A 16,135-nucleotide genomic window follows, 5' to 3' on the forward strand; every position below is an offset into this window, starting at 1 on the left:
TTTAATAGGACTTCAGAAGATAAACCCGGTTTCTTGTAATAAATTTTGTATTTGTCAGCGAGACAGTCACGAGTGTCACCGAAAATCAGCCCCTACAGGTAAGTTTTGTTTAATAAATTGGCAGCGAGACTGTAAAAGTTGTCTGGCCCGGTACAGAATCTACAGCAATTGTGCCTTGGTGTTTTTCCACAATTTTTCTCACAATATCCAATCCCAAACCGCTACCTTCGCCCGCCGATTTAGTCGTAAAAAAAGGCTGAAAAATTTTGGGAATAACTTCTGAGGGAATACCTTTGCCGTTATCAGTAAACTTGAGGAAAATATTTGCCTCTTGCTGCTGAGTTTCAATCGTCAAAATACCTTTATAATCCATTGCTTGCAGGGCATTATGAACCAGATTCGTCCAAACTTGATTTAAGTCATCGGGATAGCACATAATTTGGGGTAAATCTCCATAATTTTTCACTACTTCTATACCGTGTTTCAGTTGATTTTGATAAAGGGTTAACACCGTTTCAATGCCCTCGTGCAAGTTCGCCTGGACTTTTTCGGGTTGGCTATCAAAATGAGCGTAGGTTTTTAAGGCAAATACTACTTTCCCCGACTTCGCTGTCGCTCTTTGGATCAGGCTAATACTTTTTTTAAAGCTCGCAAACTGGTAAGCACTGTTTAAAACTACTTCCCAATCCGGCGATTTAAAAAGCGGCAATAAGTCTTCTATGTTTTCGTAGATTTCCATGTCAACTAAAGTATCCGCAATTTCCTCCGAATTTTTAACAGATTCTGCCATCAAATCTCCCGTCAACTGCTGCTTAAATTTGCGTTTTTCTCGACTTGTGAATAAAATTTCTTGATGGGTTGCTCTGTACAGTAAAGCTAAAAAATAAGCTTTGCTTTCGTCCGAAAGTTGTTGATAAATTTCAGGAAATTTTTCTAAAAACTCGTCAGAAAAATTAGCTATATTATTAATAGAGGAACCTATAATGCCCAGGGGGGTATTGATTTCGTGGGCAATCCCGGCAATCAGTTGTCCCAGGGCTGCCATTTTTTCCGATTGAATCAAATGCTCTTGGGTTGCTTGCAGTTGGTGCAGGGCCGTTGCTAAATCTTGATTTTTTTCTTGCAAAGTTTGTTGCAGCGAACAAATTTTTAAATGAGTTTCTATCCGGGCTAAAACTTCTTCAACCTGAAACGGTTTAGTAATAAAGTCAACTCCGCCAACTGCAAAAGCTTTAACTTTATCCAGCACGTCATTGATCGCACTAATAAAAATTACAGGAATGTCTTGGGTAATTTCAGAATCTTTGAGTTGCTGACAAACTTGATAGCCGTCCATTTCCGGCATCATAATATCCAGCAGCACTAGATCCGGGGGTATTTTTTGAGCCGCAGACAATGCTAGCTTGCCATTGGGTACGGGGCGAACTTGATAGCCTTTTTCGCTCAAAATTCCTGCCAGCAGCCGCAGGTTTTCTGGCGTATCGTCCACTACTAAAATATTAGCTCGATTGGTTTTAGGTAAAGTTGAAGTCATCGGGTATTTACTGTTTCTCGCTGAGCTCGATTATGTCCAAAATTCTGTCATATTCAAAATTATTAATGCAATCTTGAAGCTTGCCCGCAAGAGAGGGATGGACAGTGCCGATTTGTGCGATCGAAGTTGCGATCGCCTCCATCTCCACACTCAAAATACTTTGCTTCAATTGGGCCCTCCAGTCTGGAGACAGAGAGGCGAAAGCCTCCGGTGTGAGCACCTCCTGACTTGACTCCTCTACACCTGCTGCACTTACTGCGGTTGGATCTTCATAAATATAGCGTACTCCTAAATGTTTTCCCATTGCCACAAAGATATCCTCCTCTCGGAACGGTTTCCGCATAAAATCATCGCAACCCGCCGAAAGAATCACCGCCCGTTCTTCCTCCAAAACGCTAGCAGTTAGGGCCACAATCGCCGTTGCTTGCCCGCCAGTTGTAGTTTTAATCTGTTTCGTTGCCTCATAGCCGTCCATCACAGGCATTCTCATGTCCATCCAAATCAGATGCGGTTCCCATTCCCTAAAAATATCAACCGCTTCTTTACCGTTATTCGCTTCTCTCAACTCAAATCCGAGGGGACTGAGAAGTTTTACTAACAGTTGGCGGTTCAAAGGTTTGTCGTCCACAATTAGCAAGCGATAACTCGGCTGATTCGGTTCCAGGGCAACAACTCGACGTTGAGTTTTTTTGCTTTCAATATCACTAGCTTCAACCAGATGAACTTGGATGTCAAACTGAAATACTGCACCCTTTCCGAGCTCGCTGCTAACAGTAATTTCACCTCCCATTAATTGCACGAACTGGCGGCTAATAGCTAAACCTAAACCAGTTCCTTCCTGAGAATCTTTACCTGTTTTAGTCTGCACGAATGCTTCAAACAACTGATGGACTTCCTCAGCAGCAATGCCTGCACCAGTATCTTGAACTTCAAAATGCAGCCAGTAGCGGCCGGGCAATTGGTCAGTGCTGTTTTTATGTATATTCCGTTTTCCTCCTTTGACTTGCATCGACACTCCCCCTTCTGAAGTAAATTTAATTGCATTATTGAGCAAATTAATTAATACTTGCCGCAATTTAACTTCATCAGTACAAATGTAATGGGGAACTTCTGCGTCCCTGTCGAAGATTAATTGCAAACATTTTTGCTCAGCTTTTAGAGCAAACATATCTTCTAAATCGTCGATTAGTTGGTACAAATTGAAGCTTTTTTCATTAATCGTCGTGCGTCCCGCTTCGATTTTTGACAAGTCTAAAACTTGGTTAATTAAAGCCAGTAAATGTTCTCCACTCCGCAAAATAATTGCAACATCTTCTTGATTTTCAGGAGACAGAGTTTTACTGCGGATCATCACTTGAGCAAAGCCGATGACCGCGTTCAGGGGCGATCGCAATTCGTGGCTCATATTGGCGAGAAACGTACTCTTCGCTTTGTTTGCTGCTTCGGCCGCTTCTTTCGCCTGCTGCAGTTTGATTTCCGCTTGTTTGTTATCAGTAATGTCTTTAATAAAACCTTCGTAGTAAAGTAGATTTCCTGCTTCATCGCAGGCAGCGCGACAATTTTCCGAAATCCAGATTATGCTGCCATCTTTGCGGTAAATTTCCGATTCAAAGTTTGATAGTATCCCGTACTCGTTCATCAGCGCTGCAAATTCTTCGCGGCGGTTGGGGTTCACGTAAAGCTGGTTATGGAAATTCGGCTGTGCTGCTATTAAATCGGCAGGCGAGTCGTAACCGTAGATGTTAGCTAAAGCGGGGTTAGCGCTGATATATTTCCCGTCAATAGCAGTTTGAAAAATTCCATTCAAAGCATTTTCATAAATGTTGCGGTACTTTTCTTCTGCTTCCCGGAGGGCAGTTTCTGCTTTTTGGCGCTCGGTAATATCGCTAGAAATCGACAAAAAACAAGCTTCTCCGTCAATATCGATGGTTTCTATCGACAGCAGTGCCGTTCTTTCTGTACCATTTTTATTGCGAAACCTCAGCTCATAATTGTGAATAGCCGTCTTATTTTTTAACATTTGAATCATGCGATCGCGCTCTCCCAAACTCGCCCAAAAATTAAGCTCAACCGCTGTTTTTCCAATAATTTCTTCGTGACTGTACCCCATCATCCGACAAAAGCTCTCATTGGCTTCTATGTGGCGGCCATCGCTAATTCTAGTCAGGGTAATCGCATTAGGACTTAAACGAAAAGCTTTAGAAAACTTTTCTTTAGCCTTGGCAAGATCGGCGGTACGTTCTGCAACTTGCACTGCTAAATTGTCGTTGTATTCCTTTAATAATTTCTCCGCTAGTTTGCGTTCTGTAATATCTTGAAAAGCGCACATCCCGTAGATAATATTTCCTTGAGCGTCATAAATAGGAGTTCCCCAAACTTGCAGGGGAACAGTTTTGTCAGTAGAGGAGATTTCAATGTCATCAACAGTTACACTTTTACCCTGCAAAGCATTTAAAATTGGGTCGCGTTCCGCCGGGTAAATTTCCTGAGTGCCAGCTAAATAAACTCGGTAGGATTGACGTAAACTTTCGGAATCTGCTGGTACAATTCCTTGAGATAAAAGTTGCTCTCCGGTAGGATTAATGTAGTGAGGTTGACCGTTGGACTCTACAATAAAAATCCCTAGCGGTACTGCATTGAAAAATTGTTTTACTCGGTTTTCGCTTTCCGAGAGAGAAGTAAATGAATGCTGCAATTGCTCGGCCATGCTGTTAAAAGCAGTGGCAAGTTCTCCGAGTTCATCTTCGCGATTCAGAGTGAGTTTTGTATCCCATTCATTCCGCGCCAAAGCTTTCGCCGCCGCATTCAATCTTAAAATCGGCTGAACTACCCATTTAGCAGTAAGAATCCCCAGGATTGTCGCCCCCATCAATGCTGCAAGCGACAGTAAAAAAGTCGTGCGCGTGTTGAGGTTAATTTGCTCCATAAAGTCCGACTCTGGTACAACTACTACAATCAGCCAATCCAACCCTCGCTCGTCTTTAAAAGGAGCTACCTGAATAAAATTTCGCTGGCCATCAACATCAAAAGTAAGTTGTTGAGAATTATTAATTTTAGCTAAGCTATCGTAGGATTTCTCTAAATGTTGTGCAGTTTGGCGAATTACCGGATTCTCGCTTTCTGAAGCTTTAATGCGTCTGGTTTCTTTACCTTCCACCACGAATTCTGGACTCGACGTTGAAGTAGCAATTAACATCCCCGATCGCTCCATCACAAAAGTTTGTCCTGATTTGCCAATTTTGAGGCTAACCAGAAATTCTTTGATGCGGGAAAACAGCACATCGCTGCCAGCTACTCCTAACAATTTGCCAGCGTTGTCGTAGATAGGCAAAGCAGCAGTAATTGCCAGTTCCCTAGTCAAAAAATCTGTATAAATTGGAGTCCAAATAGGTTTTTTGCCCGCAGCCGCAGCTATGTACCAAGGGCGAGTTCGCGGGTCGTAAATAGTGGGGGAAATTTGCACTAATTGAACGCGGTTTCCCTGTGAGTCCGCAGTATATCGAGCTAATTTATTGCCAGTAGAGCGGTCAGCAGCCGATATCAAAATCCCATCTTTAGTGCGGATTGCTCCAGAGTGTTCTCCATTTTCTTTGCCTGTGTAAATGATGCTGATAGAATCAAAATATTGAATTTGTTCGAGGAAATGATGTTCGAGTTTTTGCTTGTCCTCTAGGTTCAACTGCCCCAGTTTTATGCCTTGAACGTTCAGGTGATTGACAATGTGGGGAATAGACATATAATGTTCCATGCGGTCTTTGATGCGATCGCTAATTTCTTCTCGCAACTGAGCGGCAACATCGTTGACTGCCCGCTGACCGTTTTGGAAAGATAGCCAACCTACAACTCCAACCGTGCCGACAATTTGCACTAAAAAAGGAATCACGAGCACCGTTTGTAAAGGAACTTTGCCGATAATTTTTGTAGCCAAACGATTGAGGGGTTTAGGAAACATATTCATCGTAAAAGTAATTTAAATTGGCCGTTGAAATTAGTAGATGTTAAACTCTTGGAGCGAGAGACGAGCGAGTAATATCAAATCCGGTTAATCACTCACTATCAAATTGTTTGAGCTCGACCTTTAAGAGTTTTGAGGACTTCCGCCCTTACTAAGTAGGTGCAAATAAACATGACATGGTTCGGGCGGGTGAGAGGACTCATCTACTCGCTTCGATCGCGGATCTTAACTCAACCCTCCCTGATAAGATACTATCGTTGTGTTGCGATGACCTACTTACAAACTTAAAGTTCGCGATCGCACTCCGACCCAAGACAGCGGGTTTCTGCTTGGCTCAAACACCGGGTTTTCTACTGCATCTGCGGGATCGAACGAAGTATTGCTGTGAAAAAACCAAGGTGAGGATTACCCGTGGAGCGCGGACTAACTTAATTAGAGTACGATCGCCCAAATGTTAGCACGATCGCACTATCCACAGCAGCACACACCCGAAAAATCTGTATTTACCTGCGATTCAACTCCATCCTTTCGCCGTAACGTAAAAGCATATCCAAACTCTCCAAACGATTTTGCCAAGTTTGCACTTGATAGCTATTTTCGGCAGAATGCAAGCGCATCGAAGATTGAAATTGAGATTGAAAACTCCCCAACAATCTTTTAGCAGTTGCTAAACTTTCTCTAGAAGGATTTGCCGCCAACTTGCTCAAAGCTTGCGCCAATTCATCGGCTCGACTTTGCAAAACTTTCAGTTCAGATTCCGACACCCGCAACTGATTGTTAGCCAACAAAAAACTCCATTCCTGCTTGAGAGCAGTATACCGCGAAGCCGCCGCCGCAAACGGCTGTCGGTAAGGAATCGGCTCTGCAGCAGAAGTGGAACGCACTGGGGTGCCTTGAGTGCGGTTAAAAAAGCCCTGCATCCCGCTGCTGATACTTTCCACCGCAAAAATAGCATAGCCCCCAGTCGGCAAATCGCGCAAAGCTTGAATTTGGTCGATCGCCACAACTTCCGGGAGAGTCAACAACTTAACCGACGGAGAAATCAAAGCCGAACCCAGAATTTGTTCCTTTACCAGCGGTTCGGTGATGCGCTGAAGTCGGTTAGTATCCAAAGCATAAGTCATCGGCACAATCAAATCTACAATGCCCTGACGAGCCCAAACTTCCCAATTTTGCTGAATTTTGTAAATCCGCTGACTTTCCGGGTGAGGAAACACCGCCACCGACAGAATTGTGCGCGGATAATTCTGCCGCAAAAGCTGAGAAACTTCAGCTACAAAACTATTAATTTGATTAGTTTTAAACTCCACCCACTGCCGCCACAAACTGCCGTCCCTGGGGGAAATATTCACCGGATCTGCACCAGTCAACTGCTTAAATTGCTGCCGCGCCGCAATACCGTAACCGTAAGTAAAATTCGCATTATCATCTTGAAAAGGATAGCGAATATAGTCTAATTGCACCCCATCCACTTGGTAGTTATTGGCAATTTCGCTGACAATTCGCAGCAAATAATTACGCGCTTCCGGGTTCGCCGGATCGAGATAAGATTTACCATCGTTAGGATTTTGCCGGCGTCCTTTATTGTCAATATTTGCCCAATCTGGATAAGCGGAAAGCACCGGGCCGGGATAAGAACTAGGCTTGCCAATTAAAGTATTGTGGCGCTTATTTCCTGTGGCAAAAACCCAAACCCAAGCGTGCAGTTCCATGCCTCGCTCGCGAGCTAATTTAACCGCCGATGCCAGCGGGTCCCAGCCAACAGTCAGGGGATTTTGTTGCAGTGCAACTTGACTGGGATATATGGGATATCCGGCATTCAAAGTTTCAAAGAAAACAGTATTGATACCGGCGGCGGCGAGCCGATCGAACACTGCCGCCAAACCCTGTTCAGATCGTGCTGCGACGATCGTCCCCCGATCGAGCCAAACCGCCCGAATTTCCGCCCCAACGCGCTGTCCTTCCTTCGGGTAATTTTCCCACAGCAACTGCCGCGCTTCCACCCACTGCGATCTCGCCTCCGCGTAGTTTTGCTCTTGCAGGAGTTGGTCGAAAGTTTGCAAAACCTGCCGCGCTTGGGCGATCGCCCGTACCCGGATCGCTTGCAGAACAGGGGGGCGGCTGGCTGCAGGGCCGCCTCCGCCCTGTTCTGCCGCCACCAGTTGAGGGGAGGTCGCAGCATTGAGATTGATGGCGGTATTGGCTGAATTAGATGCTGTCAGGGCGCTTTCAAACCGGCCGAGGAGGTTGGTGAGTTCTTGGCGCATCAAGTACGCTTCAATGCTGACGATCGGCTTATTGGAATTTGGCTGCACGTCCAAACCCGCCGGCGCCGCCTGATCGGAAGGGTCTGTAAAAGTTGCAGGAACTGGATCGGGAAGGGAACCAGAGGGAGAAAGTCGGCTCAGCGGGGTACTACGCGGCAAACTAGGGCTGTTTCTAGTGACTCTTGAGGGGGGAGTTGGCAGTGGGAGCGCGGCACCAGTGGGCGGCGCTACAGGCTGCGAAGCGATTGTGCCTCCCCAGCGGGCGATCGAGGCTTGCAGCCAAGCCTTATCTACATTTGCCGAACCGTTGCTACCCCAGCGCCAGCCGAGATATGTAGCGCGATCCGTGGCGATGGCTGCGGAGGAACCGGAACTATCTTTCCAAGTAGCAATAGTTTGACTGTTTGCATCAGCCGGAATCAAGACACCGCCTTGGACTGAGGCATTTTTTTGTTCGGGTGGCATCCAACTGCTAGAAGTAGTGCAAGCCAGATCCCGACAGCGGCTGCGCGGTTGCGGCGTCGCCGGCTGGGTTAACGGAAAAGCCCAATAGGCCCCAAGGAGCGATCGCAAAGATTGGCGCACCAAAGCCGGGGAACTGCGGCCGACAGGGCCCGAAGCAATCAAGCGGCCGCCCTGGGAGGCCCAAGCTTCTAAAACTTTAATTTGTGCCGGACTCAAAGTTTCAATATTGGGCAAAAACAGCACGTTAACGCCTGTTAAATCCGCCGTACTTTTGATTTCTTCGAGATTGATTGGTTTGTAAGCAATGCCGCTTTCCCAGAGGCGCGTGGTAATCTTTACCCAGTCGGGAGAATTCTCGGAACTGCGAACAACGCCCAGAACTACTTCTGCGAAACTCGGAGAGGGAAATAGGATGAAGAGATTGAGTAATGTACTCGCTAGAGTTCCAATTAAGACTCTTTGCAAGAAAGTGAAAAAGCGATTTTTTTTAGCCTGGGAGCAGGCATCAGGCATTTGATCTGGATTTTTGATTTGTTGCATCATAAATATGAGAATTACTCACCACACCGAAGCAGAGAAAAATTTAATAACAATTAAGAGCGATCGATCCGCACCATACAATTTTCTATCCTGTTCTGCAACCTGAATCAGGAAAAAGTGCGATCGATCCATTTTAGATTTTGGATTTTAGATTTTCGATTAAAATGTGGGTGCATTTGCTTGAAAAACCAAAAATACAATTTAGATGCGGGACAGTTGACAGCCCGTTGGTGTCAACAAACACGTTAAACCGACCGTCTCTCTTGTTTGTAGCGAAGTCTAGATCCCCCCTAACCCCCCGCCGGAGGGGGGGACAGGAGTCTGCTCAAAGTCAACCCCTACTCCCCAACAATCAGGGGGATTTAGGGGGATCTAGACTCGGCTACAACCCTGATTTAGACATGGTTTCAGGCTTAACTTGACCCTAATGCCAACAGCCAACTGTCAACAGCCAACTGTCAAGTGTCAAGAGTCAACTGTCAACAATTTTCTAAGTTGCAGCTTCATTCACGGGGAATCGATCGATTAACTGCATCGCCCGACAAGCATTCCTCCGCAAAGCATCCGAAACATGAGGAACATGAGGAATTTGAGACAAGAAATCCAAAGTCCGGCGCAAAATCCGCACCACATCCCCTTCATCCAAACTCGTATGGCTAATCAGTTCCAGCCATTCAACACCCAGAGCCCACTGTTCAACCAAAGTCACTAAATCCCGTTCCAGCCAAATCGGGATTGCAGCTTCGTGACGGTACTGAACTTGAAACAACCGCCGTCGCAGGCCTTTTTGCAGATTGTCCAAAGGTGCCAAAACTTCCGGCGACAGCGAGTAATGAGTCCAACTGTCCGGCCTGGAAACTTCTGTAACTAAGGCCGCACAAGCTGCAGCGAGGTGGTGGGGATCGAGTTCGTCAAACTCTGCAGACATCAGGGACAAACCCAGCCACAGTTCGTTATCGCCGCGAATGGCGGCGCAAGCTTGGCCCAAGACTGTGGGCACCAACCTGTCGGAGGAGTCATCTCGGTTTCCCGTTGCCGAAACTACTCTTTCCAAGCAGCCAAAATTCAGCAAGATGTCGATTAAGTTGAGAAATTGCTCCCAGTAGCGAGCTCGCTGCTTTTCTAACTCTTGTTCGCTTTTGCGGATTTCTTTTTTCAATTCTTCCCGGCGGCGCTGGCGTTTGAGCAAAGTACCGGGATTGCCCCATTCTAGAACCGGGTGAATTTCTAGCTTAGCTTCTACGGCTGCGATTTTCCGCTGTTGCTCGATCGCCTCTGGGCTCGGTTCCGGTGTCGGCAATTCTGGGATCGATGCAGCAATTGAAGCAGTTTCTTCATTTGCCAAGCGGCACTGGCCGAGTCTCAGGGGCATTTCCGAGGGCGGGTTCAAGGTATCTGCAACGGTCAAGCGGGGTAATTCGGCGTGCAGGGTAGCGACATCGCTAATGGCGACGACATACCAGCGGTTATCTTTGCCCAAGCACACCAAATTTGGTGCTTGGCCGGAACCTGGGATTTTGGCAACCAATACGGCGGGTACAGGATTTGTGTGCGATCGTTTAGCTGTCGGAACGTGCTTACCTTTGAGACTCAGAACCGTGCCAAGCACTGCAAAAGCCACAGCTACGGACATCTCCTTAAATCTGGCTTCTTCAGCTTGCTGCAAGAGAATTTTGAGCAAACGTTTATCTTCTTTGAGTCTTGCCTGCAATTTTTCGTAATGGGCGAGCTCTTTTTCCAGGGTGGAGACATTTCCTCCCGCCGCCAGGGACTGTTCAAGCACCGCCAATTCTGCTTGCAATCGGTCTAATTCTTCTTGCTGCGGCTGCAAGTACAAGGTAGAAAGGTATTGACCAAAACTCCGCTCTACCAACTCTTGAGCTTCGTCGAGAGTGTGTGTTTGCAGCAAATTCAGCACCATGCCGTAGCTGGGCGTAAACTGACTGGCGAGGGGGTCGGCTTTGGCTGTTGCCAAATACGAGGCTTCTTTTGCGCCTTCAAAGCGCGTCTGAACTGCGACCACGTGCCCCAGCTTGTCCATGCCCCGCCGACCCGCCCGACCGGCCATTTGCAGGAATTCTGAAGCGTTTAGCAGTCGGTGTCCCTTGTCGGTGCGCTTGGACAGGGTGGAAATAACTGTGGTGCGGGCGGGCATATTAATCCCGGCTGCTAGGGTTTCGGTGGCAAATACGACTTTTATCAAACCTCTGCCAAAAAGTTCTTCTACTAAACCTTTCCAAGCGGGCAAAATGCCTGCGTGGTGGGCGGCTATGCCTTTTAAAAGTGCTTCTTTTTGACCGAAGCGTTCTGCTTCTGGGTTTCGCTGTAAAAAATCGTCAATGATGCGTTTGAGTTCGGCTGTTTCGGCTTCGTTAACTAGGGAGAAATTGCCGACTTCTGCGACTGCTTGGTCGCACCCCCGACGGCTGAAGATGAAGTAAATTGCTGGTAGCATATCTCGATCGTCCAACCGGGCCAAAACATCGGTCAAACTCGGAGTGGGGATGCTGCCTCTTTCTACTTTTTGCCCCTTCTTTTTGGGGACTAACCGGACATTGGCTCTTTTGCCGGTGTCGTCTAGCAGGGGAAATATCCCTTTTTGGTTGGCGAAGTGGAATTGCAGCGGTACTGGCCGAAAGTCTGAGTAGACGAGCTCTGTGGGCCCGTGGACTTTGTTAATCCAGTCTGTGAGTTGGTCGCTATTGGCAACGGTTGCTGAGAGGGCGAGCAGTTGAATTTCGCTCGAACAGTAGATGATCGATTCTTCCCAGACGGTACCGCGCTGGCGATCGTTCATGTAGTGACACTCGTCGAGCACCACGGTTTCGACTCCGGTGAGGGAAGTACCGACTTCTCCGATCGGCGTACCGTAGAGCATATTCCGAAATATTTCGGTAGTCATCACCAAAATCGGCGCATCTCGATTGACGGAGATGTCGCCCGTGAGCAAACCTACGTTGTCGTCTCCAAATTGATTGCGGAAGTCGCGCAGCTTTTGGTTAGACAAAGCTTTGAGGGGAGTGGTATAGAAGACGCGCCGCCCCCGGTCGAGTGCTTGATGGATGGCGTATTCCCCGATTAACGTTTTCCCGGAGCCTGTGGGAGCGCACACGACAACGGATTTACCTGCATCGAGGGCGGCGATCGCCTCTCTCTGAAAGTTATCTAGCTCGAAGGGAAATATGGTCTTCAGATCCAGCTCTGGGCGGTTCTGGGCAGTGTCTGGCACAAGGATTATTATAAGGTTGCAGGGTAAGTATGCTTAAATCTTGCTGAAAGCAAGTCAGCAGAGGACTGTATTGATTTTAGACCAACGCCCGCAAATCGGCTATGAAGTCATTAGTCATTAGTCATTAGTCATTAGTCATTAGTCATTAGTCATTAGTAACAATTACCAGTTACCAATGCCCCATGCCCCATGCCCCATGCCCCATGCCCCATGCCCCATGCCCAATTCCCCAAGTTTCCTTCTATGATTCCTGTTATTTCGACTATTCCTGTGGTGCAGCTTGCTTCGGGCGATCGGCTTTCACTGCAAGTCTATCAGTTCCAAGGTGCGATTCCCGGCAAAAAAGCTTATCTCCAATCTAACCTCCACGGCGCTGAGATTAGCGGTAATGCTGTGATTTACCAATTAATTGAGTTTTTAATGTCTTTGGACAGCAGTCAGTTAATCGGGCAAATTTGGCTAGTTCCTGTTTGCAATCCTGTGGGTGTGAGTCAGCGATCGCACCATTTTTCCCCTGGTCGCTACAATCTTTATGATGGGGTAAATTGGAACCGGATTTTCTGGGATTTTGAAAAACAAGGGGAAGATATTCTTGGTTTTGCTAAGTCTCACATCCATCTCGATGCCGATACTGTCAAAGTTAATTACAGAAAAGCGATTGCTTTGAGTTTTGCCAAAGAGTTGGCAAAAATTAACGATCCTAGTTGTCGCCCCTACAGCGAACTTTACCGATATCAGCTACAATCTTTGTGTTTGGATGCTGACTATGTGCTGGACTTGCACAGTTCTACGAATCAAAGTTTAGATTACCTTTACTGTTTTAATTCCCGCGAGGAGAGTGCGAAAGCTTTTTTGCTCGATCGGGCTATCTTGATGAACGAGTACGACGGCGATGCTTTTGACGAGGCGTTTCTCAAGCCTTGGCTGGCTTTGGAGAAGATTTTAGCAGAGTTGGGAAGTGCGATCGAATTTGACGTGGAAGCTTGGACTTTAGAATTAGGTTCGGGGATGGAAATGAATCCCCAGTCGGTGGCGAATGGCTTGCGGGGCATCAAAAATTACTTAGCAAGTAAGGGTTTATTGAAAATAGATGGATTTCCTCTACCGGAAACTGCGAATCATCAAGTTATTTTCACCCCCAAGAATTCAGTGTTCAAATACTACGCGCCGGCGGGCGGGATGATTCAAAATCGAGTGCAATTGGGGAGTTATGTCAAAAAGGGCTATCGGCTTTATCAAATTCTCAGCTTTAATAAGAATGGGGAATTTCCGAGTTTGGTTGATGTTTGTGCTGAGTCGGATGTTTTCATTTTTGATGTCTCGACAAATCAGTCAGTAAATCAAGGAGAGTATGTGTTGTCTGTGATGGCAGATTGAGAATACCAAGAAACTCGGTTTCTTCAAGAAAGCGGGTTTCTGAAAACCTATTAGTAGTCGAACCATAAATTACGATATACTATTGAATAGGGCTTGTTTAAATTCCGCTGCACTTTTATAATAAATATCAGGATTGTCAATTAAAGCGCGATCGATAGCGGTGGCTAGCGGTTGAGGAATCGCAGAAGTGCGATCGGGCACAGGAACCGCATCATTTTGCAAAACCGCCAAAAACGGGTCTTGATCCGGCCAATTGCGCGGGGAATATCCCGTTATCATCACATACAAACAAGCCACTCTATTTGGGATTATAGAAACTTTTACTCCCCCCTTAGCAAAGGGCTAACTCTTACTCCCCCCCTTAATAAGGGGGCACAAGAGTTTGCAAGGTGCCCCGGTGCGGAGATTCTCAATTTTTCCGAAGATAACGGGCGCTGACGCACCCTACAATTTAAGGTGACGGTTTATGGTTGAATGAAAATACCGATCGCATTATGAACTCTCGCCGCCGTTGACGGAGGTCGATCGAGCAAACTACCTCCCAAATACAAACTCGTCGAACTTCCCCCATCCAAATTTAAAGCATCCACAGCACCCATTTGCTGCAATATCTGCGCCAGTTCTGCGAAATTTGGCCCCGCCCCGCCCGCGCGATTGTGCACGGCTACAATCAGCAAATTCCCCGCAGCATTTCGCCCGATCGCACTTCTAATTGCTGTCTGTCTAACAAACGCATCGCTAAACCCTTCCGCCTTAGCATCCAGCACAACTTGACTGTTTTGTACCAACACCGGCCCGCCGCCGAGAATGTAAGGAAAACGGTTGAAATCAGCAGGAAAAGTGTTAGTTTCCAAACGCAATAAAGTGCCGATAGAAAGTTCAGATGCCGGGAACAAATCGGCACGCAAAGCCAAAATATAACCGTTAGCTGGAATGGGAAAAGTTGTTGTTCCCGGCGCACCTCCGGGGGATTGGCTGACAACTCTATCGCCCGCAACTGTCACAACTATTTCATTGCCAGACAACGGAGTATAAGTTGTTCCCCAATCAGAATTGTAGCGGGCGATTCCCGGTTGCACGTAGGCACTATTGAGATGAGAAACGGGCAAAGATTGATTTGCAGGGGTAATCAAAGTTTCTTGCAAAGTTAAACGATCGATCGCAAATTCTCCCCGATCGTTCCAGGCGATCGCGCCCCGGTTCAATATCGGCCCGGAAAGCCATTTATTGTCACGCCGAATAGCCCCTAAAGCTAAGCGATTAATTCGATTGAAAAACCCTGCATTAATCGCCGCAGCCGCACCCGACACTTCTGCTGTTTGCAATAAAGGTGCAGTGCCTCGATCTGCCGGCGGATTGCTGAGAATTGGTCGAATTTTTACACCAGCTTGACGCGGATTAACTTCTAACCAAACTACCGGAAAACGAGCTGTTCCTAAATTCTGATACTGCTGCCGCCACTGCACGCCGGGAGCCCAAACAATGTTTTTTTCTACTAACGAATCTGGCCGAATGTCGATAACTAATCGATTGGGATTTCCCAGGCTAAAAACTTGCGGCCGCCAACCTAAAGGAATCGTCACTTTGACTTTGGTTTGAACGCCGTCAGGTTCGACTTTTAGTGATAGCAATTGTTTGCTGGTTGAGAAAGTCTGCTGAATTACGGCGGGTGCGACTTTGGTATCGATCGCGATCGACCATTCTTGACCGGCGATCGGCGCTGCGGGCGTTATTTGCAGCGGGAGGGCGGGTTTGGTCGGGTCGTCTGGTGTTTCGAGGTTTGGCGCTGCGCGGAGGTTTTGCAGTGGGATAGCGGGCTTTGTGGGGTCGTCGGGGGGGTTGGGTGTGGGTGTCGGCGACGGGATTGGTTTATTGACAAAGTTGACTTGCCAAGGGGCGGGGCGATCGAGATCTACTACAATGCGATCGCCCGATTCTATTTCTGCTTGCCGAATTCCGGTAACACTTGCAGTTTGAGAAGTAATTTTTAGAATATTCCCATCAGCAGATATCTCCCAGCCCGCAAGTCTAGCAAAATCGGTAACATCTAAGTAACGATACGGGCCTGTTGCCCGCGCTGCTAAACTTTGAGCGCCGGTTAAAGATACCGAAAACCACTGCACCGGTTGTTTGGCACTGTCGGCGCTGCTAAGCAAATCCACTCCCGCACTTTGCATCAATCCAACGTCAGCAATCCAAGTTCGGAAATTCCCAGAAGTGCTGTTTGCCGGCTGCTGAGTCCAACTTAGGGGGAGAATGCGGCCGTTTAGAGACACTTGGCGGCCTTGTTTGATTCTGGAATCTGGCGGTAGGGATTGAGTCAAAAACTTATAGTCCGACAGGGAATGAATTCCCTGTCTCATAGCTGAAGTCCTCTCAAGAGGACTATCTGGCAATATTTCAGTCGGTTTCAACTGAGATGTTGCACCATTTTCAATTACTTGTTTAGCAACAGGCAAGATGCCTGTTCCACAAGAAAATTCACTCTTTGTGGAACGGGCATCTTGCCCGTTCTTGAGAATGGTGCAAGATGCAAGTTTTAACTGAGATGTTGCACCATTCTCAATTACTTGTTTAGCAACAGGCAAGATGCCTGTTCCACAAGAAAATTCACTCTTTGTGGAACGGGCATCTTGCCCGTTCTTGAGAATGGTGCAAGATGCAAGTTTTAACTGAGATGTTGCACCATTTTCAATTACTTGTTTAGCAACAGGCAAGATGCCTGTTCCACAAGAAAATTCACTCTTTGTGGAACGGGCATCTTGCCC

Annotated in this window: 7 protein-coding genes; 1 reads left to right on the plus strand and 6 read right to left on the minus strand. The window is 47.1% G+C overall.

Features of this window, described 5'->3' with window-relative positions; all coding sequences use genetic code 11:
• Positions 1 to 109 precede the first annotated feature (109 nt).
• The 4 genes from QT992_RS21975 to QT992_RS21990 all read right to left on the minus strand — a co-directional run bounded on the left by QT992_RS21975 (position 110) and on the right by QT992_RS21990 (position 11,990).
• On the minus strand, positions 110 to 1,534 hold the full coding sequence (locus tag QT992_RS21975; protein WP_333340206.1) for a response regulator: 1,425 nt from the start codon (positions 1,532 to 1,534) through the stop codon (positions 110 to 112).
• Positions 1,535 to 1,541: 7 nt separating this feature from the next.
• Positions 1,542 to 5,486, minus strand: coding sequence for a PAS domain S-box protein (locus QT992_RS21980; protein ID WP_333340210.1), 3,945 nt, complete (start codon positions 5,484 to 5,486; stop codon positions 1,542 to 1,544).
• A gap of 506 nt (positions 5,487 to 5,992) precedes the next feature.
• Entirely contained in the window at positions 5,993 to 8,734 is a 2,742-nt protein-coding gene (locus QT992_RS21985; RefSeq protein WP_445305373.1) for a family 10 glycosylhydrolase, read from the minus strand.
• Positions 8,735 to 9,251: 517 nt separating this feature from the next.
• Positions 9,252 to 11,990, minus strand: a complete 2,739-nt coding sequence (locus QT992_RS21990) for a DEAD/DEAH box helicase (protein WP_333340216.1) — start codon at positions 11,988 to 11,990, stop codon at positions 9,252 to 9,254.
• Positions 11,991 to 12,233: 243 nt separating this feature from the next.
• On the opposite strand from QT992_RS21990, the gene QT992_RS21995 reads away from it, so the two are divergent.
• Positions 12,234 to 13,367, plus strand: a complete 1,134-nt coding sequence (locus tag QT992_RS21995) for a succinylglutamate desuccinylase/aspartoacylase family protein (protein WP_333340219.1) — start codon at positions 12,234 to 12,236, stop codon at positions 13,365 to 13,367.
• Between the two features lie 69 nt (positions 13,368 to 13,436).
• On the opposite strand, the gene QT992_RS22000 is transcribed toward QT992_RS21995, so the two are convergent.
• On the minus strand, positions 13,437 to 13,646 hold the full coding sequence (locus QT992_RS22000) for a hypothetical protein (RefSeq protein WP_333340228.1): 210 nt from the start codon (positions 13,644 to 13,646) through the stop codon (positions 13,437 to 13,439).
• Positions 13,647 to 13,831: 185 nt separating this feature from the next.
• Positions 13,832 to 16,084 carry a phosphodiester glycosidase family protein gene (locus QT992_RS22005; protein WP_445305802.1) on the minus strand — a complete coding sequence of 751 codons (2,253 nt, stop codon included), beginning with the start codon at positions 16,082 to 16,084 and terminating at the stop codon, positions 13,832 to 13,834.
• Positions 16,085 to 16,135 lie beyond the last annotated feature (51 nt).

The sequence above is a fragment of the Microcoleus sp. T3_D1 genome (assembly GCF_036700405.1).
In the GTDB taxonomy this organism is placed as follows: domain Bacteria; phylum Cyanobacteriota; class Cyanobacteriia; order Cyanobacteriales; family Microcoleaceae; genus Microcoleus.